Annotated in this window: 28 protein-coding genes; 26 read left to right on the top strand and 2 right to left on the bottom strand. The window is 40.9% G+C overall.

Translation table 11 applies throughout. The annotated features are described in order from the left end of the window. The first annotated feature begins 2 nt into the window (after nucleotides 1–2). The 7 genes from tssK (MED121_RS24805) (at nucleotide 3) to MED121_RS20500 (ending at nucleotide 9,069) form a co-directional block, all read left to right on the top strand. Nucleotides 3–740 (top strand): type VI secretion system baseplate subunit TssK, encoded by a 738-nt coding sequence (gene tssK / locus MED121_RS24805; protein WP_347372389.1) that lies wholly within the window; start codon nucleotides 3–5, stop codon nucleotides 738–740. Then, on the top strand, nucleotides 698–1,327 hold the full coding sequence (tssK, locus tag MED121_RS24800) for a type VI secretion system baseplate subunit TssK (protein ID WP_347372388.1): 630 nt from the start codon (nucleotides 698–700) through the stop codon (nucleotides 1,325–1,327). The genes tssK (MED121_RS24805) and tssK (MED121_RS24800) overlap by 43 nt, the downstream gene beginning before the upstream one ends. 5 nt (nucleotides 1,328–1,332) lie before the next feature. Then, nucleotides 1,333–2,535, top strand: coding sequence for a type IVB secretion system protein IcmH/DotU (gene icmH / locus MED121_RS20520; RefSeq protein ID WP_009835701.1), 1,203 nt, complete (start codon nucleotides 1,333–1,335; stop codon nucleotides 2,533–2,535). Between the two features lie 32 nt (nucleotides 2,536–2,567). Next, nucleotides 2,568–5,954 carry a type VI secretion system membrane subunit TssM gene (gene tssM, locus MED121_RS20515; protein ID WP_009835700.1) on the top strand — a complete coding sequence of 1,129 codons (3,387 nt, stop codon included), beginning with the start codon at nucleotides 2,568–2,570 and terminating at the stop codon, nucleotides 5,952–5,954. After that, nucleotides 5,954–6,670: a protein kinase gene (locus tag MED121_RS20510; RefSeq protein WP_009835699.1), complete on the top strand. Its 717-nt coding sequence runs from the start codon at nucleotides 5,954–5,956 to the stop codon at nucleotides 6,668–6,670. Before tssM ends, MED121_RS20510 begins: the two co-directional genes overlap by 1 nt. Before the next feature lie 105 nt (nucleotides 6,671–6,775). After that, the gene (locus MED121_RS20505) at nucleotides 6,776–8,383 is read left to right on the top strand and encodes an ATP-binding protein (RefSeq protein WP_131471010.1); all 1,608 of its coding nucleotides are present in this window, start codon (nucleotides 6,776–6,778) and stop codon (nucleotides 8,381–8,383) included. Continuing rightward, complete coding sequence (locus MED121_RS20500) at nucleotides 8,380–9,069, top strand: response regulator (RefSeq protein WP_009835697.1); 690 nt, start codon at nucleotides 8,380–8,382, stop codon at nucleotides 9,067–9,069. The genes MED121_RS20505 and MED121_RS20500 overlap by 4 nt, the downstream gene beginning before the upstream one ends. A 178-nt stretch (nucleotides 9,070–9,247) precedes the next feature. Here MED121_RS20500 and MED121_RS20495 read toward each other — a convergent pair whose 3' ends face one another. Further along, the gene (locus MED121_RS20495) at nucleotides 9,248–9,967 is read right to left on the bottom strand and encodes a helix-turn-helix transcriptional regulator (RefSeq protein WP_050764629.1); all 720 of its coding nucleotides are present in this window, start codon (nucleotides 9,965–9,967) and stop codon (nucleotides 9,248–9,250) included. Nucleotides 9,968–10,176: 209 nt separating this feature from the next. On the opposite strand from MED121_RS20495, the gene MED121_RS20490 reads away from it, so the two are divergent. The 5 genes from MED121_RS20490 to MED121_RS20470 all read left to right on the top strand — a co-directional run bounded on the left by MED121_RS20490 (nucleotide 10,177) and on the right by MED121_RS20470 (nucleotide 14,355). Continuing rightward, the gene (locus MED121_RS20490; RefSeq protein WP_009835695.1) at nucleotides 10,177–10,722 is read left to right on the top strand and encodes a hypothetical protein; all 546 of its coding nucleotides are present in this window, start codon (nucleotides 10,177–10,179) and stop codon (nucleotides 10,720–10,722) included. Further along, nucleotides 10,715–12,463 (top strand): replication endonuclease, encoded by a 1,749-nt coding sequence (locus tag MED121_RS23925; protein WP_009835694.1) that lies wholly within the window; start codon nucleotides 10,715–10,717, stop codon nucleotides 12,461–12,463. Before MED121_RS20490 ends, MED121_RS23925 begins: the two co-directional genes overlap by 8 nt. Before the next feature lie 62 nt (nucleotides 12,464–12,525). After that, entirely contained in the window at nucleotides 12,526–12,786 is a 261-nt protein-coding gene (locus tag MED121_RS20480) for an ogr/Delta-like zinc finger family protein (RefSeq protein ID WP_009835693.1), read from the top strand. Nucleotides 12,787–12,848: 62 nt separating this feature from the next. Beyond that, on the top strand, nucleotides 12,849–13,676 hold the full coding sequence (locus MED121_RS20475; protein ID WP_009835692.1) for an alpha/beta hydrolase: 828 nt from the start codon (nucleotides 12,849–12,851) through the stop codon (nucleotides 13,674–13,676). Between the two features lie 58 nt (nucleotides 13,677–13,734). Next, entirely contained in the window at nucleotides 13,735–14,355 is a 621-nt protein-coding gene (locus MED121_RS20470; protein ID WP_165474633.1) for a DUF4262 domain-containing protein, read from the top strand. A 58-nt stretch (nucleotides 14,356–14,413) separates the two neighbouring features. Here MED121_RS20470 and MED121_RS20465 read toward each other — a convergent pair whose 3' ends face one another. After that, complete coding sequence (locus tag MED121_RS20465; RefSeq protein ID WP_009835690.1) at nucleotides 14,414–16,213, bottom strand: hypothetical protein; 1,800 nt, start codon at nucleotides 16,211–16,213, stop codon at nucleotides 14,414–14,416. 337 nt (nucleotides 16,214–16,550) lie between these two features. Between MED121_RS20465 and MED121_RS20460 the strand changes: the two genes are divergently transcribed. The 14 genes from MED121_RS20460 to MED121_RS20400 all read left to right on the top strand — a co-directional run bounded on the left by MED121_RS20460 (nucleotide 16,551) and on the right by MED121_RS20400 (nucleotide 25,652). Next, the gene (locus MED121_RS20460; protein WP_009835689.1) at nucleotides 16,551–17,018 is read left to right on the top strand and encodes a phage tail protein; all 468 of its coding nucleotides are present in this window, start codon (nucleotides 16,551–16,553) and stop codon (nucleotides 17,016–17,018) included. 226 nt (nucleotides 17,019–17,244) lie between these two features. After that, nucleotides 17,245–18,354, top strand: coding sequence for a DUF2586 domain-containing protein (locus MED121_RS20455; RefSeq protein ID WP_009835688.1), 1,110 nt, complete (start codon nucleotides 17,245–17,247; stop codon nucleotides 18,352–18,354). Between the two features lies 1 nt (nucleotide 18,355). Next, nucleotides 18,356–18,805: a phage protein gene (locus tag MED121_RS20450; protein WP_009835687.1), complete on the top strand. Its 450-nt coding sequence runs from the start codon at nucleotides 18,356–18,358 to the stop codon at nucleotides 18,803–18,805. After that, nucleotides 18,805–19,209, top strand: coding sequence for an N-acetylmuramoyl-L-alanine amidase (locus tag MED121_RS20445; RefSeq protein WP_009835686.1), 405 nt, complete (start codon nucleotides 18,805–18,807; stop codon nucleotides 19,207–19,209). Before MED121_RS20450 ends, MED121_RS20445 begins: the two co-directional genes overlap by 1 nt. Before the next feature lie 25 nt (nucleotides 19,210–19,234). Beyond that, nucleotides 19,235–19,657: a hypothetical protein gene (locus tag MED121_RS20440; protein WP_009835685.1), complete on the top strand. Its 423-nt coding sequence runs from the start codon at nucleotides 19,235–19,237 to the stop codon at nucleotides 19,655–19,657. Nucleotides 19,658–19,667: 10 nt separating this feature from the next. After that, a complete protein-coding gene (locus MED121_RS20435; RefSeq protein ID WP_009835684.1) occupies nucleotides 19,668–19,850 on the top strand; it encodes a phage holin in 183 nt (60 codons plus the stop codon). A gap of 2 nt (nucleotides 19,851–19,852) precedes the next feature. Continuing rightward, complete coding sequence (locus MED121_RS20430; protein WP_009835683.1) at nucleotides 19,853–20,179, top strand: putative phage tail assembly chaperone; 327 nt, start codon at nucleotides 19,853–19,855, stop codon at nucleotides 20,177–20,179. An 8-nt stretch (nucleotides 20,180–20,187) separates the two neighbouring features. After that, nucleotides 20,188–20,319: a hypothetical protein gene (locus MED121_RS24760; RefSeq protein WP_009835682.1), complete on the top strand. Its 132-nt coding sequence runs from the start codon at nucleotides 20,188–20,190 to the stop codon at nucleotides 20,317–20,319. A gap of 21 nt (nucleotides 20,320–20,340) precedes the next feature. After that, entirely contained in the window at nucleotides 20,341–21,984 is a 1,644-nt protein-coding gene (locus tag MED121_RS20425) for a hypothetical protein (protein WP_009835681.1), read from the top strand. Continuing rightward, on the top strand, nucleotides 21,984–22,295 hold the full coding sequence (locus MED121_RS20420) for a DUF2590 family protein (protein ID WP_009835680.1): 312 nt from the start codon (nucleotides 21,984–21,986) through the stop codon (nucleotides 22,293–22,295). The genes MED121_RS20425 and MED121_RS20420 overlap by 1 nt, the downstream gene beginning before the upstream one ends. Then, nucleotides 22,292–23,458: a baseplate J/gp47 family protein gene (locus tag MED121_RS20415; protein ID WP_009835679.1), complete on the top strand. Its 1,167-nt coding sequence runs from the start codon at nucleotides 22,292–22,294 to the stop codon at nucleotides 23,456–23,458. The genes MED121_RS20420 and MED121_RS20415 overlap by 4 nt, the downstream gene beginning before the upstream one ends. 2 nt (nucleotides 23,459–23,460) lie before the next feature. Next, the gene (locus MED121_RS20410; protein WP_009835678.1) at nucleotides 23,461–24,090 is read left to right on the top strand and encodes a phage tail protein; all 630 of its coding nucleotides are present in this window, start codon (nucleotides 23,461–23,463) and stop codon (nucleotides 24,088–24,090) included. Between the two features lie 9 nt (nucleotides 24,091–24,099). Beyond that, nucleotides 24,100–24,669 (top strand): phage tail protein, encoded by a 570-nt coding sequence (locus tag MED121_RS20405; RefSeq protein ID WP_009835677.1) that lies wholly within the window; start codon nucleotides 24,100–24,102, stop codon nucleotides 24,667–24,669. After that, nucleotides 24,666–25,652, top strand: coding sequence for a hypothetical protein (locus MED121_RS20400; protein WP_009835676.1), 987 nt, complete (start codon nucleotides 24,666–24,668; stop codon nucleotides 25,650–25,652). The genes MED121_RS20405 and MED121_RS20400 overlap by 4 nt, the downstream gene beginning before the upstream one ends.

Raw genomic sequence — 25,652 nt, 5'->3', positions numbered from 1 at the left:
ATTTGAGACGTCATCGCAAGGTAGTTTGGAGTGAAGGGATGTTTATTGCCCCTCAACACTTCCAGCAACAAGAGCGTTATAACCATCACCACCTAGAGCAATATGTATCTTTAACACAAGGTGGTCATAAATATGGTTTAGCGACACTCGAAATTGATCAGCATAGATTACAAATTGGTAAAATTGCTGTTACTCAATGTCGCGGACTTTTTCCTGATGGTACTTATTTTGAGAGTACTAGAGAGTTGTTATTAGATGTTAAGCAAGGTGCATTAGAGAAGTGCGTTTACCTTGCGTTGCCAATGACGATAGAAGGTGAAAACGAATACGGCCAAAGAGAAGAAAATAAGCGTTACTTAAAAGAAAGCGTTAACTTATTTGATGCCAGTGATTCGGGACAAAATTCAGTTGAAACAACGGTCGCTGAGCCAAATGTTAGACTGCTGTTAGAAGGTGATGAAACGGCAGGTATGACTCTCATTCCGGTGGCAAAGATTTTAGAAAGCAGAGAGAGTGGTCAGCTAGTTCTTGATCAAAGCTATATACCTGCTTGTATTCAATATGGTGCATCCTCTTTATTGAAAGAAAGGGTTAAAGAGCTACTAGTGTTGACACAAACTCGTGCTAACTCTGTTGTTCAACGTATTGGAGCGGGCCAAAACCGTAAAAGCGAACAAAGCTTGATGCGTGAATACTTGTGGTTGCAAACACTGATCGCTGGTTACCTTGGTTGCATTTAACGGCAAATAACCCTGAGCTAAGTCTTGATGAGTTTTATGAGGGCTTAGTTAGATTCTCTTCTGAGCTTGCTAGTTTTAAACCAAGTGTTGCTGATGCTCCAGATCCGTTAATTCGAGATGACCTGCAATTGGTGCTAGGTAAACTCTTTACTCGCTTACGTGATCAGCTCTCTATGGTTCAAAGTGATAATGTGGTTGAGTTTGCTTGGGATACTAAGTTATTTGAACGTCGACGCTTATTGAGAACTTCGGTCAAAGACATTCACCTAATGGACAATCGTCGCTTTGTATTGGCGGTGGAGTCTAGTATTGGCACGTCTGCATTAGCGCAGATATTTCCAACCGCCTGTACCTTATGCGGTTTAGGACAAGTTGCAGAATTAGTTCGTAATGGCTTGTCAGGTATTAGTTTGAATGTACTGCCTGTAGCGCCTAATGAGTTAAAACCCAGGGCTGATATTTGTTATGTCGAAATAGATACGCGACATATATATTGGCAAGAAATTAAGGAAAAACGTGAAGCGCTAGCGATTCATGTTGATAGTCGTATTCCTGATTTACACTTGCAACTTTATGTTCTTGGTTGATTTTTATGAATAATTATCTTGATGAAGCAACGGTTGCCGTTGCATCTACGTCAGCAACCGCTAGTAATTCAAACTTCAAAGATGCTGTCTTTTTAGAAAGCTCAAATGCGCTTAAGAATCAAGCGCAGGATGCTGTTGAACTGCAAAACTATGCACACTTTGATAATGCTATTTTAAGTGCTAGTTCTGAGCTTTTAGCTTTAGCTGTGACGGTTGCACGTATGCAGAAACCTGATGATTTGTTTCTGTTTAAAAAGGGTATCAAGCGAATTATTTCTGATTTAAAGCATAAAATAGCAGCTTTAGATTACCCGCCTTCTGTCGCAGATAAGACCTGTTTTTTATTTTGCATTGTGATTGATGAACAAATTCTACACAGCGCATGGGGTGAAGAGTCTAGTTGGGAAAACCAAACCTTAGTCAGTGAATTGTTTGGTATGAGAAATGGTGGTGAACAATTTTATATTGTTGCCGAAAGGGCTTTATCTCAACCTGCTATGTTGATTGATTTGTTAGAGCTTATTTATATTTTTTTAAAAATAGGCTTTCGTGGACAATATCGAGTACATGGTAGCGATAAATTAGAAGAACTTCTAAAGCGTTTAGAAAAAAGTATTTTTGAACATAGAGAAAAACCAGAGTTAGACTTGTTTAAAGCCTCTGATGAAACGAATAAAGCCTTTTTTCATCGTGCTAAAAAGCCTCAGCGTCCAGCAAAATTTTGGCGTCAAGGCGTCTTATGTGCTGTCTCTATTGCTTTGGTATTTGGCGGTATTTCTTATTGGTATCAAACAACTCTGCCACAAAAAGCGCGAAATTTTATTCAGTTAGGTGATTTTACACAAGCCTATTTTAATGAAAATAATGGGCAAGATATTGAATATGTTTATACCAGTACTAGTGAGGAAATGTTAGCGAGTAACAAACCTAATACCTCATCTTCAGTGCCCGTTATAACCCCTGAGTCTGCTGGTCAAGAAAAAGCAAAAACGACATGGCGTTTACAGCTTGGAACCTTATCTAATAAGGCGGCTGCCCAAACTTTTATCAACGAATTAACCTTATACAGCAGCTCTGCTGAGATAGTCGAATGGCGTTCAAAATTTAGAGTTGTGATTAATTTTAATGATAGAAGTGATGCATTTAGTGCATTGGACAAAGTACGTAAAAATGGCATTCCTGATGCCTTCATTGTCACTCTTAAATAAGTCAGTATCAGGCCATAAGGTAGGTTGTAGAAATGATAAAGAATAAAAAAGCTATTTGGTCTTTTATTGGACTATTATTTTTATTCGGTACGTTACAGGCATCATTTGCGTGGGGATTTGGCCTTTTGGCGATGACGCCTTGGTGGCAAGGTGCACTGGCTGTGATAACGATTCTTTTCACTACGATTGTGTCTAGTTATTTGGTCGTTAAAAGTCTGTTTAAAGTCAAAGACCCAAAAAAAGAAGAGTTGAAATTTCAGGCAAACTTTTATCGCGCTTATTTCAAAAAAAGTTTTGATGCACTTTGGCGTATCCAAGCTAAAACCTCTGCTAACCCTTATCATACTCCTTGGTATCTTTACTTAAATGAAAACTATGATGATGATAGAGAGTTAATTCAACAAATGGGCTATGAGCCTATTGAGTTAGAAGAAAAGTACAATAATGAAAATGCTCCTATTAGCTTTTGGTTAAATGAAACCAGCGTACTTGTTTGTGTTCATCAAACAAGTCCTACTGAAAAGCTTCAACAAGCTACAGACTTATTAATAAAACATTTGTTAAAAAAACGCCCTAGGCAGGCTGTAAATGGAGTCATTCTTGGTGTGAGCATCAGGGATTTGCTAGCCAGTGATAGTGGTGGCGTTTCAAACAAAGGTAAGAAAGATAGAAACTTAATTAGGCACTTTAACCAAGCGTTTGGGTTAAATTTACCTATTTATTCTATTTTTACTCATATGGCAGAACTACGGGACTTTTGTGAGATTTTTTCTACTTTAGATGAAAGACAAAGAGACCAAGCTTTTGGTGCTTTGGTACCCAATGTTAGCCAATTAGAATTTGATAAAAAGTGGTTTGATGAATCCTTTGAAAGCCTACAAAAAAGCATATCTGACTGTTTAAGTAATGCCCTAAAGAGCCAGCTGAATACAGACTACCGTGATGCGATTGTTGCGGGTACCTTTCAATTTTCAATTTTAAAATCGACCCTAGAAAATTATTTTAATAGTTTGTTTATTGACCATCAGTTTGAAGGTAAGGCGCTATATTTTAGGGGGTACTTCTTTGCTAATGCGGGTGGAGAGGCCAGACCTATTGACCCTCTTACCATGATGCAAGCCTCTGATCTAGGTTATGAGCAATTAGCTAAACAAGAGTTGGTGAAGAAAAACCTAAGTTTGTTTGGTAAGCGTTTAATGCGTTCTATTTTAGTGAAAGAAGCCGCGATTGTAGGGGTGCAATCAAGACGTGAGTTTACCTATCGTATTACTCGTGTTTTTGTAACGGGTGGACTTCTTGTTATCTTTGGTGGCGTGCTTTGGATACTTAAATCTAGCTTTGATTTTCAGCAGGAAATTGATCAAAAAGCCATCGTTCAGCTGGATAGATATGAAGAGAATTTAGAATCTAATGGCCCTATGCCTGATGATTTATCTTCACCTATTTTTAGCTTGTCTGAAATTAGGGATATTTACCTCTTATACCGAGTTGAAAAGCCTTGGTTCTTATTCTCTTGGCTGCCTGACTCTAGTATTCAAGTTGAGGTAGATAAAGCTTATTTTAAAGAGCTAGAAGATGTTTTATTAGTGCGGATGAGGGATTATCTGCTGAAAGACTTGTTTGTTTATAATAAGTTAGGGGACAAGGTAAAGACGCTTGAACTCTTTAATTTACAGCAGATTCTCTATAGCCCTATTCGTGATAATAGTGAAGTGCTGGTGGATTATTATGTCAGCGCATTAAAAGAGGAAGGAGAAGGGGATACCGTCATTCTTTCTCGTTTTAGAGAGCTTGCTCATGATTTACTGGCAACTTCAGCGGTCCCGCTTCAGGACAATCAAGAGTTAGTGGATTTGGTTAAAACATCTCTTTCTACGGAAGATGTGAGTGAACTCTTATATCAACATATCTTGCAAGAAGAGAGTCTAGCCCAACGTATCGATTTGCGAGAAAAGTTAGGTCAGTCTTATACAAAAGTGTTTAACTTTAAGTCTGGTTTTAATCAATATGTTGTACCTTTCATCTTTACCCGAGATGGTTTCCAAGAATTGATGGCAACTACAGGTTTTCAACTCGCTGATGATGCCATTAAGGGTTATGAAGGGGTGATGGGACGTGTGGGTGAAGCTGAACTCAACCGTATTAATCGTCAGCTTCGCCAACGTTATATTGATGATTATATTAATTTTTGGCAAAACTTTGTTTCAAATATTGAATGGGTGGATACCAAATCTTGGGCAGATTCTAAACAGCAATTGGCATTGGCATCAGATCCTATCTTCTCACCTTTAGTTAGGTTGTATGGCCTGATTGCGAGCAATACAAATGTGAGTACTGTATTGGCACCTAAAGCGGCAAGTAAAGAAGGTGAAGAAGCACCAGCAGATGATGCTAAGCCAAATGAAATGGTCACTAATATTGCTAACGCAATTGAATTGCCTTTTGTGAGTTATCAAAAGCTGATCGAATTAGATGATGCGGGTCAAAGTCGTTTGGATATTGCTTTAACGCAAATGACAAACACCTTGAACTGGGTTTTACAGTCTGATGAGAGCCAATCAAGAGAGCGCTTCTTCTTAGATCAAGTTGCCAAGATAGATACTATTAGCCCAATTGCGCAAATGGATACCTTGAGCCACAGTTACTCAGATCCAATTTTGCCCGCTATGTTAAGAGGTATTGCAACCGTATTTAATCAATTAGCGTTAATTGATATACGCTCGCTTATTAACACGGATTGGGCAGTTGTGAGTAACTTCTATAAAACAAAACTGGTCAATAAATACCCTTATAAGAAAGCAGCGACTGCTGATGTTAGCCTTAAGGACTTTCAAGAGTTTTATGGCCCACAAGGCACTATGGCTAATTTTGTAAATAATTATGCCCAGTACTTTAAGAAAGGCAGTGATGGCCGAACGATGATGCCAAGCTTTCTATCAAGCAGACATCTCATTTTAAACTCAGGTTATGCTGATTCTGTTGATAAAGTGACGAAAGTCAGAGATTTGTTTTTCCAAGATAATGCAGTACAAATTCCGTTCTCAGTGAAAGCCCAGTCAATGACGCCGACCTTAACTGAATTTACTATCCGTGATGATGGTTTGTTATTTTCTTATCGAAATGGACCAACCTTATGGCAAAACTTAACTTGGCCTATGCTAGATAATCAATCTTTCAATCTTGATCTGCAGATGAAAAATGCAGATGGTATTGTTAATCGTAAGCGTTTTGAAGGCTTCTGGAATTGGTTTAGATTAGCTGATTCATTAGATGGCTCAGCGATTACTGGCACGCAAGATGTTTCCCTGCTTTATGAAGACAAAGATAATCAGGTGCGCTTTATCCTAAGAGTCGATAGCGATATCAATCCTTTTGTCGCAAACTTTTTTGCAGGGACTCGTATCCCAGTTAGCTTATAGTGTTTGAAATTACTGACTGGCTAAAGCATCAAACTGCTTATGGCCAGCAAGTAATAGTCTTGGGAAAGAATGTATTTTTAATCCAAGAAATAAAAAGTGCGAACTGGCACAAGCTAAAAATTGCGTTTGATGAAAGCGATAAATACCTTTTATCACAAGAAGCCTTATGGCTAAGACGCAGTGCTCAAAGTCAGTCGGTAAAGTGTTATTTGTCGCAAACCAATTCTGACTTTCATCTACTAGTGATGGATTATCTTGATGGTGAGAGCCTGTCTGACTTTCTAAAAGGTAATCGACAGCTAGATATGCGATCTATTATGTCTTCATTGTGTAATAAACTTAATCAGCTGCACGAGCAGGGGATAGTTCATAACGATATTAAACCTAGCAATATTATTGTTATGGAGAATGAGTCACACCTTATTGATCTTGCAAGTGCGGGTTGGATTAATCACAATTACAGTTCAAAACGTTTTAAATCTTATACCCCTGCATTTATTTTACCTGAGCCCTATTTACCTGAAATGTATATGACTAAGGTGGATTGGTATGCCTATTTTCTGATTTTAGACTTGTTAAAGTCGGGCACAGTTTTAAGCTTGAATGAGTCTAATCAGCGTGCTTTTTTCGAGCATCAGCAAGTGCTTATTCGCTCATATTTATTTGAGCGTAAACTGGAAGTGTTTTTATTTAAGCAACTTAATTCAATTGTTTAAGCTGTTTTTATGTATTTACTTTAACTGTAAGTGAGTACTTACATATATTGTGGAGATGTAGTGAATTTTAATCAATTTATTGGGCAACGGCTGGAGGCATAATTTTTGAAAACATATAATGTATGGATGGCTTTAACAGTATTTCAAAAATTAATGCTAACCCTATTAGGGCTCACTGTTGTGATATTAATTGCAACTTTGGGATTAGCAAGATGGAGCTTCGAAAGAGGCTTTTTAGACTATGCTAACGCATTGGAACAAACTCGCCTTGAGGTTGTATCAGGTAAGTTAACAGAACTCTATTTTGAGGCGGGAGGTGATTGGAATAAAATTCCCACTGAAGTCCTTGAAGCAAATTTGCACCTTTTACCTAAGCGTGAAAATGGGAGACCGCTTCCCCCTTCTAGGAAGGATAATGCTAAGGAAACAAGAGACGATGATAAAGCGAAGTTAGATAATGAAGAAGGCCTTTTTTCTAGTGAGTTTGGCTCTGCCAAAATAGAGGATAAAGACTATTTAACGAATAAGCCTTCTTTAACTGATTCGTCCCATCATATCGGCCAAACTAAGCCACCTAAGCCTAAAGGGGCCAATCAAGCGCAAGGGTCTGGCAGACCAGAAACTTCGCCAACCACAGCGCTTTACGATGAAAATCACCGTTTTGTTGCAGGGGACTGGATGGATGAAACGGAAAATCTAAGTATTGCGATTCCAATTATTGCACTAGGTAAGCAAATTGGTGAGCTGCATAGTATTCCACCACGCTTTTTCCAAAGCCCTTTAGAAACGGAATTTTCTAAGCAGCAATTAATGCGAAGTATCGTTATTGGTTCAGTTGCTTTAATTTCTGCCGGCTTGCTCTCTTGGATGCTTGCGACTCTGTTTTTAAATCGACATCGCTATGTCTTAAAAGCAATTAAATCTCTAACACGTGGTGATTATTCTCCTAAAAAGCTTTTAGTCGGACGTGATGAAGTCGGATTATTAATGGAAGATATTAACTATCTTGCTAAAACCTTAGAAGAAAACCGAGATTCTCGTAGGCGCTGGTTAGCGGATATTTCCCATGAATTAAGAACCCCTCTTACTATCTTGACGGGGGAGATTCAGTCTCTAAAGGATGGAATTAGAGAATTTGATTATGCGCAGATTTGTTCTTTAGAACAGGAAATCAATTTTATGCGCAAGTTAACCGACGATTTATATGAATTGTCAGTATCTGATATTGGCGGTTTAAATTACGAATTTAAAAAGATTGATCTAGGCAATGTGCTGACAACAACGTGTGCGAGTTATAAAAACAGGGCCTTGGCAAATGATATCAAATTTGATGTCTCTTCTTTTGCTCAAGTTTTTAGTGGCGACTCTGCCCGTTTAGCTCAACTTTTTAAGAATATGCTTTCTAATTCCTTAGCTTATACTGATAGTCCAGGCTTAATTGAAATTAAGATGTTGGAGCAGGATGAAGCCGTCACTATTATTTTTGAAGATAGTGCACCGGGTGTAAAACCAGATGACTGTGAGCGTCTGTTTAACCCATTACACAGGCAAGATGAGTCGAGAACTCGACGCCGTGATGGTTCCGGTTTAGGATTAGCAATAAGTCGAAATATTGTGGAAGCCCATCGTGGCACCATTGTAGCGTCTCCTTCTAAACTTGGAGGGCTAAAAATAACAATTACGTTCCCTATTATGAATGGATATAAAAGATGAGCTCCGGGCTAATTTATATTGTTGAAGATGAAATTAAAATTGCACAGATCCTAGTCGATTATCTGGTTAAAGATAATTACGACGTGAAGGTTCTGTATCGTGGTGATGAAGCGGTTGAGCGTATTTTAGAGAGCAAACCAGATCTTGTTATACTTGATGTGATGCTACCAGGTAAAAGCGGTATCAACATATGTAAGGAGCTAAGAGAGCACTCTAATGTACCTATCATGATGCTAACAGCACGTATTGATGAAATGGACCGCTTGGTTGGTTTGAAAGTGGGTGCAGATGATTATGTTTGCAAACCTTTCTTGCCAAGAGAAGTGGTTGCGCGTGTTAATGCTATTTTGCGTCGTGTTAACCGTATTGATGATGAAGAGGAGAAATCAAGCGAATTGGTTTACCGCTCTATTACATTGGATCTTGAATGTTTTAAATGTCACGCCAATGGTCAATATGTGGAGTTAACACCGGTTGAGTATCGCTTGCTGCAAATCATGGTATCTCGTCCTAAACGCGTTTTCTCTCGCGAGAGTTTGATGCAAAAATGTTACAAGGATGATCGTATTGTTAGTGATAGAACAATCGATAGCCATGTGAAGAATTTACGTAAGAAGCTTGCAGCAGCGGATCCAAGTGAAGAAATTATTCATTCCATTTATGGTGTTGGCTATAAAGTAGAATGATATTTACTTTATAGCGTATTAGCCCAAATTGTTATTAGGGGTCATGGCTTAATTCGTCATGACCCTTTTTTATTGAAAGTGAGTAACTTTTTAAAATGAACTCACTTTTCTTCCGCGAAAAAGTACTATTAGTTTATATTCGCTATTTTAACGAGACACTTTTTGTAAAACGGAGTGCTTAGAGTAGTACTGAATACCAGAATACTCGTCCAATTACCCTAACATCTAAAGCGCTTTCCCCACTTAGTTCTTCATCATGGTGATCCGGATTAGCAGAACGAATTCTTAAACCATTAAAAGGTAAGCGATAAAGATATTTTACTCTTAGCATGCCACCGTGTTCTATCGCATACATCTTGCCATCTTGAATCTTAGTTTGACTAATATCTAGTCCAACCGTTGAGCCATTTGGCAGTATAGGCTCCATGCTGTCGCCATTTACTTTACAGCAGGCAACCGTATCACTTGAAACACCAGCTTTATTAAGGGTTGAGACATTAAATCTAAGTTTCTGGGTAGCAATATCTAGCACGTTGTTAAATCCGTTTCCTGCTGACAACTCAATTTCACTGAAAAAAGGTATTTCGACTTCGTTTGGGTTTAAAGGGGTATCACTGTCCCAAGCATCGATGTGTCCAAGGTTAAGATGATTATCTTGTTTGTTTTCTTCTTGAGTTGTCTGCATTTCCCCCATGCCGTATTCGAGCCACTCAGTTCTGACGCCTGTCGCAATTGAGATGGTGTGTACTTTTTCACGACGAGGTTGTGATTCACCATTAAGCCACTTATTTGCAGCTTTAACAGTTGTGCCTGTTTGTTTTGCTAGCCAAGCGCCAGCGCCATGACGCTGTATGCCGGCTTTTTGCAGTGCTATGAGAAGCCGATCTGAAAAAGACAAAGCGATTACCTTCAATTTATGAACCAAGAGTTCAATTATGATTTATTCTTGCAGAACTTTCAGTTCATATGTACTATGTACTTAAAGTACATAAATGATCTTTTAAATGTACTTAATTGGGATTATGAATTAATAGGTTGTCTTTAGTTCATATACCTTGATCAATTACATTTTAGATATGGCAGTTGCAGGCTGCTAGGGGAAGATAGATGACAACTCAGACGGCTCAAGTTGCTTATCCGAAAACACTCTTATTTTCTTTTACAGTAAGTGAAAGAAATCTATTGAAAGAAATAGCAGGTCACTGGATGAAAATGTATGCCTGCCATGAAGTGGATCGTGGCAATTTAGTGGGGCTGCATTTTCTTACTGTTTGGGACCCTTTAGTAAGTCTTGAAAAACTCAGAAAACAGCCCTGTTTTAAAACTGATTCCATAAGAAAAGGCGGTTACGAATTTGATATTGGTAAACAAAGAGATATTCCTTTGTGTGTCTTTGAAATCCAAATGCTGTGCGAAATGGTTAAGGCGGCCGTGGAATGTCGATTAAATCGATTCTTGTTAATAGATAAAGGTTCGATGGCTGATGTTGTGGGAAGGCGCTTAACTTGGTCTTGGATGAATAGTCAGGTCACTATTGCCTTGTCGCATAAATTAGATTTACTGGATCAGGTTGCTGGTTTGTTTTATGGCCATAGCGCTTATCACTCTAGCTGCTTAGAAGTTGAAAAGTTAGTCGGGGTCGAATATGTCTAAGCTGACACCTGATCTTAACCCCCGTGCGATAGCAACAAATGAATGTCAGATATGGCGTCAATCGTTATTAAAAGGTCTTCATCCAGACGATGCAAAATTGCTTAATCTCAGGTTGGCTGAAAAAGATCAAAGCCTGGGTTATTTTGCCGCCAATACATGGCTGAGACAGGTGATAGGGCGTTATCAATTACTGGCAAAACTTTCTGTGTTAAGGCCTCAAGTGGCAAAAGAGGTGAATCGATTAGCTAGCATTGAAAATGAAACGTTGGCCTATACATGGCTGAAAAGTGTGGTTGAGCGCCTAGAGTATTGTGGTTCATTAATTACTGAATTGAGTGGCGATACGTTAGCGGCTTGGGCTTGGAAAAAAAGCCATGATTTTGAAGTGGCACTGATAAAATTGGGTACACAGTCAAACGCCCAAGCGGTGAAAGCCTTTATAAATATTCATCTGCTACAAGCGGGTGGACGTTTTAATGATTGGCAAGATAATGACAAGGTCGCAGGACTGGCTGCGCGCATGATTACAGCTAAGTGGTGGGTAAGGCAGGTAAGGCGGCAATGGGTCATGGTCGAGCAAGTGCTTAGAGAGTGTGGTCAGGTACACAAATATGCCTCACCTTATGTATCCCATTGGACTTTACGAAAAGAGGAGCAAAAACAAGCTAATCAAGCCGCTTTTTTAGAAGGCTGGGAAGCCGTCAATGATCAAGGCCAAGCCTTTACTTTGGCTCAGTTAGCTGAAAAAGGAGTGGCTAATCCTGATAATCGTTTTGCCGAATTAATGGTTCGAAGCAGAGGTTTAGAGGAAATCGCCCTAGAGCAAAATCATGACGCCTGGTTTATTACCCTTACTTGTCCCTCAAAATACCATCCTATTAGTCAGGGAAGACGCAATCAAAAGTATCGATTGGCTAAGAGTCCTTCTGTGCAAGTCGCGCATGCTTATTTAAATCATGTTTGGCAATGCTTTCGAGCTTGGTGTCACCGTCATGGCATTGCTTTTTATGGCTTTAGAACGGTTGAACCCCATCATGATGGCACACCTCATTGGCACCTAATTGTGTACTTAGAGAAATGGCAATCAGAGCCCTTTCTAGCCGCATTCAAACGTTATGCTTTAGCGGAAGATGGTGAAGAGGCAGGAGCAGAAAAATATCGATTTAAAGCGGTAAAAATTGTGCCTGAAAAAGGTACGGCTACAGCTTACATTACAAAATATATTGCTAAAAACATCCATGGTAAACACCTTGATACAGACCATGAGACAGGGCGAGCGGGTGCTGATGCAGCTAAGCGTATCGTGGCTTGGGCAAGGCTAAACCGAATCAAACAATTTCAATTTATTGGCGGTGTCTCTGTCACCGTATGGCGGGAATTAAGGCGTTTGAACCTTGCGGCTGCACCTAGTGCATTTGCGGCGATTTATCATGCGGCAAACCGTGCTGATTATGCTTCTTTTATCAAGCTTATGGGGGGCGTTTTTGCTGGGCGAAAACAAACCTTAGTCACTCATTACAGTGAGCCAGAAGAAAACCAATATGGAGAAATGGTAAGAAGTATTAAAGGTGTGGCAAAAGGTATTGAGGTTGTCATTACTCGTCTTTATGAATGGCGAGTACAGCGTAAGCAGTTGGAGGCTATCGAAGAAACTGTCTCTGAACTTACTTGGACTAGTGTCAATAACTGTACGCCAACCCAATTACGCAAGCATGCTCACATGACTAATCATGCATTTTAAATTTTATCTAAATATAACCTTTTAATTAAACAAACCAATTTAAGTAAAGTAAGGAGAGTTACATGGCATTTCGTATTGAATGTCCTAATTGCCAATCTAAGGCCGTCATTTCTAACAGTAATAATATCGCTAAAGATATTGACCAGGTCTTTATGAAAGAGCTGTATTGCCGCTGTTTGAATATAGAAACCTGTGGTTGTACCTTTGTGGTCTCGGCCTCATTTTCCCATTACCTGAACCCACCGCAACAAGATATTGTGGCTATGGCTAAGGCGATCTTAGAGAAAGAGCAGCAACTTAAGCTGGAAGAAGGGAGGTGTTAAACTCTCATTTAATTTGATGTGAATCGGTTAAGTTTATTGAATAAGCATGAGAACTAGATTTAATGGCAAACTTTGATAAAGCGTTTAATTTACGAAGGCGGCATCCAACTGGCATGTTGCATTTGGTTGCTAACGAAGTGCAAAGCAGACTTACTCGGTTAAGTTATCGTGCAAGCTTAGATGTGAGCTATGGACCAAGCCCTGGTGAAAAACTGGATATCTTTCCTGCGGCCAAGGCGAATGCCCCTGTGTTTATTTTTATTCACGGCGGTTACTTTAGGGCGTTAGACAAAGCTCAATATAGTTATTTGGCACAAGCTTTTGTGAAAGCGGGTTGTACCTTGGTACTGGTTAATTATGACTTAGCGCCAAAAGTGACGGTTAAAGAAATAGTTGATCAAAACGTAAAAGCCTTTGCTTGGGTGCATAAGAATATACATAAGTGGCAAGGAAACCCTGAACACCTTGTTGTTGGTGGTCATTCTGTGGGTGGTTTTTTAACCGCTAAAATCCTTGCTCATGATTGGCCTCAAGAAATAAAACAGAGCATCAAGGGGGCTGTTATGTTAAGTGGGCTTTATGACCTTAAACAAATGCAGCAGTCCTTTTTAAATAAAGTGTTAAACCTGAGTGATCAGGAGGTAGCTGAATTAAGCCCTATCTTGGAAACAGGTGTATTTAACTTTGTTCCTCACATCATTATGGCAGTGGGAAATGATGAAACGAACGAGTTCATTCGACAAACCCAGGTTTATAGTGAGAAGCTAAAAAAAGAGAATTGTAGTTTGGACTGTTTGTTTTTAGAGGGTAAAAATCACTACACAGTGTCGCGCTTATTAAGTCATAAAGAGAATACCTTAATGGAGAAAATATTCACTTTGTTGGTTTGATCCTAAGTTATTCACTCAGTGTTTTTTGAAGATGGATTGCAAAAAGGATGTTGATATTTTGAAGTTGGTTTTATCTATTTTGCTGCTTTGTACTTCGCTACAAATACAAGGGAAAGAAGCTATGTCTCAGGAAAAGGTGTCAAAGGAAAGTGACTTGAAAGCAGCCATATTCATGGAGAGCATGCCAACAGGCTTTGTTGTTCCACCTGCAGAAACACAGCAAGATAGTCTGATATTAGAGCAAATTAATAAAGTGGGTTGGTACAACCTGCATATAGGGCAAGAGGATAATCAAGCTGCTTTCTCATTTAGCATTGGTCATTTTCAACAACATAATCACCCTGAGTTAATTCTAGTTGGCTTGCCTGCCGAAGTCGCAAATCAGCTATTAAATATTGCTGTCGTCAAAATCGTCGGTGCAAAAGAAAGGCTTGAGCCCTATAAAAAATATGATGACTTTACTGAAGGCCTTGCTGTGGCTTTTATTCCTGTTGAGTTAGATTTCTATCGGAACTATCTAGGTTATGCAAACTGGTATTATGGTGACTTACCAAAACCTTACCCTGTCTTGCAAATGGTGTGGCCTGACCGAGAGGGTTATTTTCCTTGGGATGCTGAATTTGATACGAGTTTTAAACAAGCTCAGCCTCTATTAGGTTTCGGGCCAAACAAACCCTAATTAAGTTAGGATTAGTCTGTATTAAGACTAATCCTATGGCTTCTGATTATCTTTCTACCTAATTATCTAGCGTATTAACCGCTTCTTCTAGATTTGCTTCTAACGTTTGAGTATTAGCTTCAATTGCTTGGGCTAACGCTTCCATCGCCTGGCTAAGTTCTGTGATAGCTGAATTTGTTTCTTCCTCAAGTTCAGTAAGAGCGAGCATAGCCTCTTGCTTGAAATTAACCGCGGCATTTTCAATATTAGCCACCAGTGCCAGCTTATTGGCTAAATCATTTGATAAACTTTTTAATAAGCTATCAAGTGTGTTTGATAGGGTATCTGCTTGCTCCTCTAGTTCATTACCCAGGTCATTAACCGCGGTTTCAAATTGGCTTGAGAAGGCTGTCGCCTGATTCTTTACTTGATCGACTAGATCATCATATTCAGAAATAAAGTCGTCTATGTTTGACTCTATTTCTTCAATTGTCTCGTTAAGCTCTGTTTCTACCTCTTCTTTTGCTGCCTCATAATCATCAATTAAATCGTCTGCATCAAGGTCTTCCTCAAGTGCTTGAACAAGGTCATCTCCCAATAAGTTTTCGACATTGCGCTCGATGGCAAATTTAAGTTTGTCATCAGCAAATTGACTGATAAGCGAACCCACACATTCGTCTTTGATTAAGCTTTGTAAGCTAAAAGCATTTGCCATCTGCTTATGGGCTAAATACATTTGGCTTAAATTGTTTACTTCGGTACTGACTGTGTTTGCAAGATAAACCACTTGTTCATCTAATACGCTTTCTAAACTTTTTAATTGGCTACTAAAGCCATTGGCAAACTGTGTGAGATCATCCGTAATGGGAAGCAAGATAAGGTTTTTAATTTCAGTAAGCTTAATTTCATAGTCATTAAGCTTAGTTGTCAGGCTCGTTTGATAGGCTAGTAGCTGAGTTTCTGTACTGCTTATGTTTTCCATAAGGTTTGCTTGATACTCATCCAGACTCGCTTTATAGCTTGCAAGACTTAAATTCAGCTCTTCTTCATATTTGGCTGTGCTAGCGGCAATGCTGGCTTCATAGTCGTTAACTTCATCTTGGTAACTTTCTAAACTGCTATCTAAACGACTGTCTAGGTTTTCAAGATATTCATTCTTACTTTGAGTGATCTGCGCTTGGTAATTCGCAAGGCTGACTGCTTGAGCTTCGTGATAGGCCGCTAAACTTTCTTCTGCTGTTTGTTCGAATTGGGTTAAATCCGTTTTAATCTTGTCTAGTTTGGCTTCTGCCTCATTAATGTTTGTTTCAAGCTGTGTAAGCTCTGTTTCTAAGCTTTCAAGGCTGCTTTTAAGCTCATTAACTTCCCCATTAATACCCTCTTCAAGATGGGTTAGCTCAGATTCAAGTGCCGCTAGGTTCTGCTCTAAAAAATCTAGGCTTTGTTCAAAACTCAACATAAGGTCATAAGTGGCATTTAGATTTGAGTCTGCAACGCCAGCTAAGGTGCCTGAAATACTATTAATATTGGTACAAGATGCGGGCAGTTCTGCAAGGTAACTATCCACTTCTTTAATCGCTGAAGCCACTTGCATATCCTCTAAAAAACCACTGATACGAGATTCAATATGCAGTTGTAAATTGAGTACGCCATCTTGATAGCCTAATAAACTTGCTTGGGCTATTAATAAGTCGCCGGCATAACTGGCACTCAAATTTGGGGTAAGTTCGTCTGATATTTTCGCTAAAGTAGTTTGTATTTTAGCGTCTACTTGTGCTGCTTTTTCTTTAACCTTGGCGCTGATTGCAGTGGTACTACTTTCAAAGCTACCGCCTTGGCCAAAGGCGTTAAAAATATCCTTATTAAAATTAAGACTCATGTCTTTTTCCTTTTATCTATCCGTGATTTTTAAATTGTCTGTTTAATCTCTCTATCAGTTTTCTCTCTGATAAGCGCATGTTACCTCTCAAAAAACACTTAAATAATGCTTTTTAGGACAGGCTTTTGTGATGGATTAAAAATCGCAATTTAGCGGATTTTAGCCGCTGGAACCCTATCTCTGACTGGCTTATTCTGCACCTATCGACAAGGCAAGGACGTCTTAAGGGGCCAACAGGATGGCCCAGGGGAGTAATAAACTTTTCGTCGATCGCTCACAAAGCAATTAGCCAAATGGCTCAATTTTTTAATTAGTAAAAAGGAAGGGAAGCAGAGTTATGCAAAAGCTTGAAGCACTAACACTCTATATCACAGACAAAATGGATTTGTCTGCAGAAGCCATTAGTGCCCAAGTAACAAGCATGGTGCTAAAGCCAAAAGGACGTGATGAAGGCAATCAGGTGTTATTACACAGCCTTTGTTATCAGGCGACATTAAATCTAATTGGTTTTCCATATCAAGCTGAAGAGATTGCTCGCTTTAATGCCCATCTGATGACCTGGCTTGCAGATCATGATGATAGAGAGGCATTAGATGATGCTTACCCAGCTATCTCACTAGATTTACAGGATACACAAACTGCCAATCTAGGGCTGAGTTTAGCCTTTGAGGAGTGGGTGTATATCACTTCAAGCGCTGATGGTGAGCTTGAATATGGCGGTCAAAATTGGTCATTGAGCACTGCTGAAATGGATTTAGCTTTAAGTGCAGAGGTGGCAGCAAGTTTGGTGAGTTTGGCAGATTAAGGGAATCGCTTAAAGGGTCAGGAAGACTCATTAGCCAAGCTCTCTAACCACATGTTGTCGCTAATAAGTTGCCTTCTTTTTAAGGATAAGAAGAAGTTTAAACGTGAGTTGAAAGGAGAAATGGATAGGTCCGAGGATGGTGATCTGACATTTCTAAGGTGTCAGCGTTAGGGCTGGGATAGCCCTAACGTTATGACTAATAAGTGAAATAAAACAGGAAGTTAAAATGGCTTTAGGACAAGTAAGCGTAAGTGACGTCGATTCTGGACAAGGAGATTTTTCCTCACCAGAGCGTCAATTCTTATTTATTGGTAAGGCAGAAGCGAACCTAGATAGTGTTTTATATCTGGATCAAAGCTCTGACTTGGATGTGCTTTTAGGTGCCCCAGCAAGTGCTTTAAAAACCACTTTGGCTGCTGCCAAAGCAAATGCTTCGGCAAATTGGACCGCAGTTGTTATGCCTCGCACTAATGAAGGTGAGTGGCAAACGGCATTTGATATTGCCATGGCGCAGAACATTGTTTGTGAAGCCGTAGTGGTAACAGATGCAATCGCTGCTCAAAGTGAATTAGATGTAATGGCGACTGCGATTGCTGCAACAGAAAACACATTTGGTCGCTCACTCTTTTTTGTGGTGGCAAATGAAGCACCAGATGCCGCAGATAAATGGGATGCTTTTATTAGCGCATTTGAAGCGTTACAGGATGGCGTAGCGTCAGCTGACATTATGCTGATTCCAGAAGTATTTGCAGGTTGGATGGGAACCGTTTGTGGTCGCCTTTGTAATGAAGCTGTGACCATTGCGGATACGCCAATGCGCACACAAACCGGTGCCATTGTGGGTCTTTCTACCTTGCCTTCGGATGTGGATGGTACGGTTTTCAATATGGCTCATGCGAAAGCACTGAATGATGCCAGAGGCACAGTGCCACAGGTTTACCCTGATTATGATGGTATTTATTGCAGTGATGGTATGACGCTTGCGCCTGAGGCCAGTGATTATGCTGTGATTGAGAACCTAAGAGTAGTGAATAAAGTGAAACGCCAAGTACGTATTTTGGCGATCAAAAAAGTCGGTAACCGTGAGCTAAACAGCACACCTTTGTCTATTGCCGCCCATGAAACTTACTTTATGCGCCCCGTTATCGACATGAGTAAGAGCATAACCTCGAACGGTATTTATAAGCCTGGTGAAGTAAAACCACCTGTAGATGGCGATATCACCATTAGTTGGGCGTCCCGTACGAAAGTGCAAATTGCACTCTTGGTTCGACCTTATAACTGCCCTAAAGCGATTCAAGCTTATATCGCTCTTAATCTAACAAGCGAGGTTTAGTATGCAACATATTTCAGGATCAGATATCAATATTTCCATTGGTACTCAGATTGTTAACGTTAAGCAATACACACTTAATGTGGAAGATGGCATCAAACCAACCACAACACGTGGTGTTCCAGATGGTTTTGTACGTGGTGTGGTATCGGCAAGTGGTGAAATCACTCTAGATACTCAAAGTTATAACAAGCTGGTGGAAGCGGCTAAAACCGCAGGTTCATGGCAGCAACTTGGCGTGTTCGACATTGTTGGCTTGGGTAAAACCCTAGACCAAGAATTCAAAACAGCTGCCTATGGTTGCAAGCTGCGCCTAAGCAAAATTCTGGATGCCAGCGGCGAAGGTGGTGACAAGTTGGAACATACCATTGCTTATGATGTGACGGATAGTCGCTTTATCGAAATTAATGGCGTGCCTTATCTAGATCAAAGCTTTATTGAGACTCTAGGTTAATGACGCATATCGACTACCTAGTGGTGCATTGCTCAGATACGCCTAATGGCCGAGAAACTCACGCCCAAGACATCCATAGATGGCATTTAGAACAGGGCTGGGACGGCATAGGTTATCACGCAGTGATTACGTTAAAAGGCGAGGTGCAATGGGGGCGCCCAAGGTATTGGCAAGGAGCCCATGCAGACCCTTTTAATCAGGCGTCACTAGGCATTTGTTTGATTGGACGAGATGATTTTAATTGTGCCCAAATGCGGGCATTAGAAGGCCTTTTGTTGTCGCTGAAATTAGATTATCCAAAGGCAAGTGTCGTCGGTCATAGGGATCTTAATCCTGCTAAAACCTGCCCCAATTTTGATGTTAAAACCTGGTGGTTAGACGTTGAACGAAAAGGGTTGGATTAAGTGATCAGATAAAGGCGGTAGTGGAATGGGATTAATCTCGGGATTTCAAAGCCTTTTGGGTGCCTTAGTGGCACCCATTTCCAAGGCATACCAGGCAAAACAGACCAGAAAAATGGCAGCCGAGTCTGCTCAAGCAAAGCTCAAGTTAGCCGGTCAAGAAAAGCGTTTTGATTTGAATTTGAAAGAAGCTGAATGGGAAGCATTGGCCAAGCAACAAGAGCCTGCTTCTTGGAAGGATGAATACGTGACCCTGATTATCACCTCACCTTTTGTACTCCTTTTTGTTGCGGCTATGGCCAGTGGCTATAGCGGGGATATGCGTTATCTGGACTCAGTAAATTTAGGGCTAGAAAGTCTTAAGTCCTTAGGCGTGGAGTTAGGTGAATTATTAAAAATAGTCGTACTGGCGGCGGTCAGTATTAAGGGCATGGGATTGTTAAGGAAATAGGGAGGCAAACATGGAGAAGTCCACAGTAGCCACCGCTTATGGGGCGTCAATAACCACGACGCTTGCAGGTTTTTCAATGAATGAATGGGTTGCCATGGGTGGCTTGATCATTGGTATCGCAACATTTTTAACCAATTTTTGGTTTAAACGAGAGCACTTAAAACTGGCTCAGAAACAAGTACAAGGAGAGTAATAGTGGCACAGCTAATTGAAATCACCATAGGTGATACGGATTTTGAATTTAAGGTGACAGATAAAGAATATAACAAGTTTGTGGATGCGATGGCCAAAGGTCAAACCGTTCTGCCAGCCTATAACCTTTTATCGTCAACCGTAAAAAGTGAGCAGCACTCAAAGCTAAAAGCTTTGATGGTGAATGAAGACTCTCAGCCTAAAGCCAAATTAGTAATGGATGTGATGGGCATTCTAACCGATGAATTTTCCAGTGACCTGCCTACGGTGGTAAAGCTGCGCAGGCGTTCCGGGACAGCATCGACAGAAACGGCTTCGAGCAACTCGTAACCCTGAGAATGCGTTGGCTTCCTCATGAAGATGATGAACCGGAAAGCCTAGGACGGGCGCTTTGGTTAGAAGAGCGAGAAATGAATAGGGAAACGGCAGCCATTGCTAATGGTATTGCCAAGGCCTTTGCAGGCAAATAGGGAAGTAGCTAGAGGTAAAACATGGAAGCTCTCGAAAAATTACAGCTAAGCCTTGGCAAGCTAAACCAGTTTTCGAGCTCTCTTGGGGGAGTTCAAAACGGGATTCAAGCGTTAGTGAATCAAATGCAAACTGTCTTTGAAGCACCTTATCAAGCGGTTTTAAGTTTAACCACAGGTTTAGAAGACTTAACGCTAGAAGTGCAGAATCTGATAGCAGGCATAGGTGTGGCTGGCCCGACAACAAGTGTTGTCGGCAATTCAAGTATTCCCCGTGATTCTGCAACAAGTTCACTTGTTGCCTCTGTCGAAATTGCGGGCGAGCCAGCCTCTAAATTGCAAATTTTGCATGACAGTCTAGGTCAGATTAAAGGGCAAGTTGCCAGCCTTAAAACCTTAAGTGGTGACAATGTTATGGGCCGTGTATTTGGTGAATCTAATATCTCAGCTTACACGGACTCCTTTTCCACATTGAAGCAAGGCTTGAATGAGCAGCTGGCCCTTTGGCCAGCATTGGATACGAAAGTCCAGGCACTCTCAAATAATTTAATGGCGGAGCTATCACCTAGCTTTGAACCTTATATTGATGAGGTAAAAGCCATGGGAAATAGCCTTGACGGTTGGGCAGATAAATACCCAAACCTCGCGCAAGGCGTTAATACCGCTGAGCAAGCATTAGGCTCCATGATGGAAGTGATCAAGATGGTAGGGGTCGCGCAGGAAATGCTGAACTTGGCCAAAAGCCACGCGATTAGCTTGTCGCAAAATTGGCTGGTTAAAAACCTGATCATTACGCCTCTACTGAAATTACAAGCCGCTGGGGTTTGGATCTTGAATGGTGCAATGAAAGCCATGGTGGCGAGTGGGCCTTTATTATTGGGGCTATTTACCACGCTAAAAGCGGGTGTGCTTACCACCCTACCGGCTATTTGGAGTTTTACCGCTGCTTTATTGGCGAACCCGATTACTTGGATTGTGATAGGGATTGCGGCTTTGATCGGTGCTTTGGTCGCTATGGTGGTGTATTGGGATGAAGTGAGTGCTGCCATTGGGCGATTTACTGACTGGGTATTCTCCGCTTTAAGTCAGGGTTTTAGCTTTATTAAAGGGCTGTTTGCTGACAATGAATGGCTCAAAATGGCCTTCTTTCCCCTTTACGCTGTGATTGAAACGATTGATCTCTTAATTGGGGTATTTGAAAAAATTCCCCAATGGTGGGGCGAGTTTCAAGTCTGGTTGGGTGAGTTGTCTTTGATGCCTGACATGAGCTTTGATTTTACCTTGATTGAAACCATAAAAGGCGCTTGGAGTGAACTGAAAACCTGGTTAGCCAATTTGAATCCTTTTGCTTTTGTTGGTGAATCCGCCGATTGGCTTAAAAACAAATTCAGCTGGCTACCTGGTATGGGAGCAAGTGCAGAGGTTCAAACGACCCAAGGTTTGTCGCAAAAGGTGGCAGAGCAAGGTATCGCACAAGATGCGGCGTTAACTTTGCCAGGCTCAGACCCAGGACAAGCAGGTGAGCAGGGTGGCTTATTTCAGACTATCAGTAATTTATTTGCGAATAGCAGTAAGCAAAACCATGTGGAAAAAATTGAAGTAAATAATTATGGCCAAGGGGTACGCGGGGATGAATTGGCCCATGAAATGGAAATGCAGGTGGGCTAATGGACAGCATAGATTTAAGCATCATAGATGATGACTTGGTATTAAACCAACTGGGTGAACCTGAGTTAAGGGCAGAAGCAGACTGTATTGCACAGGATCTAAGGCACATGCTCAGAGAAAAGGGTTATGCCTTTAGCATGATAGGTGAAAGGAGTCAGGTTAAGTTGGCAACCCTTACCACTCAAGTAGAAATTGAAATGGAAAACGACATACGTATTTATCCAGGGACGGCCAAGGTGGCGTTAGTGGGAGAAGCACTTAACTGTAGTGCGCGTACGTTAAATAACGAGGCGATAGAGGTAACCCTATGAAGGATTTTGAGAACCTACTCAAGGATGAAGGCGTCCCTATAACAGAAACTGAAATCAGCGATGTTTTTAAACAAACTGTCACTGATTCGGGCTCTAAAATCAGTAACGATTCAGCCTATAGCCCTTTTTGGCGATTAATTTCGGCGATTGCGGTGCAGCCAGTAACTTGGCTGGTTAATGCTTTGGTACAAAATGTGATGCCACAGTTTTTCTTAAAAACGGTCGGAGAGGGTTTTATCGACCTGTGGGGCAATAATTATGGCGTGGAGCGTAAGCAAGCACAAAAGCTAGAAGGACGAATTTTATTTACTCGGGCAGATGCCCAAGGGGATGTTGACATTCCACTGGGCACAGTGATTCAAACAGAGCTTTTAAATGACATGGTCTATGGGCTAGAAACCACGTCTGCAGCGGTGCTTGAAGCAGACCAGACGTCTATCAGTGTTGCTGTTCAGGCCTTGGCAGAGGGCAAGGACTATAACCTAGAAACAGGCCATTATGTGAAGTGTGATATCGAAGGTATCACAGTCACTAACCCAGATAGTTGGATTGATGTGGTCGGGGATGACTATGAAGACATTGAAGATTATCGCCTACGTATTCGTAATGCCTTTAACTCCCTAAGTCATTATCACACAGACGGTGTTTATCGTTATCTCATTGCCCAGTTTGCTGGTGTTTCTACCGATATGATCTGGTTTGAACACGAGGTCACACGAGGAGGCGATACGGTTATTCCAGGTGCTGCGGATGCCTATGTTTTGTTTGAGCTTGATGCCCCAGCAGACAGCTATATCGAAATTATCAATCGCATGATAAATGACGAGGGCTATCACGGTCACGGGGATGATTTACAGGTGTTTAAGTTGCCCGAATTGTATGTGGATCTGAGTGTCACGGTTTATTTACCTACCGCTCTACTTGATAGTGAAAGGATGGTTATTTTAACCGGTGTTGAACAGGCTATTGAGGCGGCTTTTCGATCAAACTCAGCTTATGTGATGACACAAACACAGCCTTATTCACGCTTTTCCTTTACCCGATTAGCCAGTGAGGTTTATCAAAACTTTCCAGAAATAGAGAGTATTGAGTTTGATCAAGGGGACATTGTCACTGAGCTTGAAGTACCACGCTTGAACTCCCTTAACGTGCAGGAGGGCTAAGTATGGTGGCTAAATTTGAATTGCCTGTTTGGATTCGAGAGGGAAAGGAGGTTACTAAGTTAGCTGATGCTTTTGGCTCTTTTTGGGACAAGACTGAAGCCTGGATTAAAACACCACTTAATCAACTGGATGCCGAGACTTGCCATGTCTATGTGCTAAAGCTGCTGGCTTATCAAAACGATATTGATCGATTTGCTAATGAGCCTGATGAGCTTTTTCGAAAGCGAGTCAAACATGGGGTGAAAAATGCCATAGATGCCGGCAGTAAGGGAGGCTTTAAAGAGGTTCTCGCACGGTTTGATGTGCCTTTATATGGCCAGATTGAGCGAGCGTCTGAAACCGATTGGGATGTAATTACCCTTTGGTTAGCTGACTCTAGCATGACTCAAAATCCAGAGCTGGCTCATCACATTATTCGACAATATGGCCGAACGTGTCGGCGTTATGAATTTTTGATGCTGGATAGGTTAGATGACGTCAGCATAGAAGGGCTGAGTTTTGGACTTGATAAGAGTATCGAGCAGTTAAACCTAGCGGCGGATTATGTGTTTATGGATAAGGCTGGGGCAGCTCAAGTGAGCCTAGCGCAGCATTTTATTGAACGAAGTGAAGATAGGATAACAGTAATTTAAGGACGAATTATGACAGACATAGTAAATGGAACAGTAACAGATGCTGGGGCGCGTTATATCGCCCAAAAAGCAGCCAGTTTGGAGCCAGTAGTAGTTACTCATTTTATTCTGGCAAATATTCCTGGTGTGGATGAAACTACCCCAGCCGATGCAACGGCGGGCATTCCAGATGAAAGCTATTTAGTGGGTGGCAACATCCTGGTGCAAGACCCCCATTATAACGATGACAATGCGGTGACTTACTCATTGGTATTGGATAGTAGCGTAGGCGATTATGATTTTAACTATTACGGTTTAGTCACTGATACGGGGGAGCTTTTAGCTTACTCCAATATCCCGCTCAATAAAAAACGGGTTGGAATAGGTCAGGTTATTAACCGCAATTTAGTGGTGCCTTTTAGTAATGCCAAACAACTCACAGGGGCCGATTTACCTCTAGCATCTTGGCAGTTTGATTACGAAGCAGAAATGCTTGCTATGCAAACTAGCATAATGCAAAACAGTGCGGCGACCATTTCCGCCTTATCGAGTGCCATTAAAAATCATGAAAGATTATTAACTTTGGAAGGGAAACTATGAGTGAATTAAGCACTGCCACAGCAGCTTTGACATTGGCTGCAAGTGAAATGAAAGGCGCGAAAGAATCGTTTGAATTAGTTAGGCAAGATGCGGATGCTGCGATTGATCAAGTACAGCAGGAGATGGTCTCTACCAAGGCAGAAGTACAAACACACTCTGACGTATTTAGCACCCATGGACGTCGAAACCTATTAATCAATGGTAAACCGCAAGTCTGGCAAGCGGGTGAAACATTTACTGAGACGGGTTATTGCGCCGACCAATGGTTTGCAAATTTGTCAGGGGCTGTTTGTACAAGAGATCCTAACCCAGAAAAAGGAATTATGTTTGCAATTAATCAAGATCAAGGTTTTGGTCAGCTTCATCAATTAATTGAAACGGCTGTCGTTAAGCAGCTAAGGGATAAGCAACTTACATTTTCAGTTGAATTTGCAATAAATAGTGAATTTGATGGTGACTTAGTACTAGAGATTTTTTATTCCAATGCGGGAGATTCTGAAGCAGAGGTAACAAACTCACTAACCTCTAAAAGGTTTACTCCAACTAAAAGTGAAGTCGGGGTTGAAGCTCTGACCTTTACTGTGCCAAGTGATGCACTCGGGCTAAGAGTCGCTATTTTACCTGCTAATGGACAGCCAATTAACTCACAAATGGGGCTTTATAATGCTCAATTAGAAATTGGCGCATCAAATACGGCATTTGAGTTTACAAATTATGCCGATGAATTTTTGAAATGTTGCCGCTTTTTTTACATCTCAAAAGATTCTCATTTTACACGCTATTACTCCGGCGGGAATTATAACGCAGATGTGTATTATCTAGTGCCTATGCGTACTTTACCTTCAATTATACCTGTGTTTTTTGGAGGCAGTTTTAATGTTGCACAATGGCCTTACGAAAATGATACAGAAACAAAATTTCATATGAACTCAGGTGATAGTGCTAGCCCTATATTGGGTTATACCGCAGATGCGAGGCTTTAA

Origin of the sequence: Marinomonas sp. MED121 (genome assembly GCF_000153025.1) — a bacterium.
In the GTDB taxonomy this organism is placed as follows: domain Bacteria; phylum Pseudomonadota; class Gammaproteobacteria; order Pseudomonadales; family Marinomonadaceae; genus Marinomonas.
The sequence above is the reverse complement of the archived record's forward strand: the minus strand, read 5'-3'. Positions and strand labels throughout refer to the sequence as shown.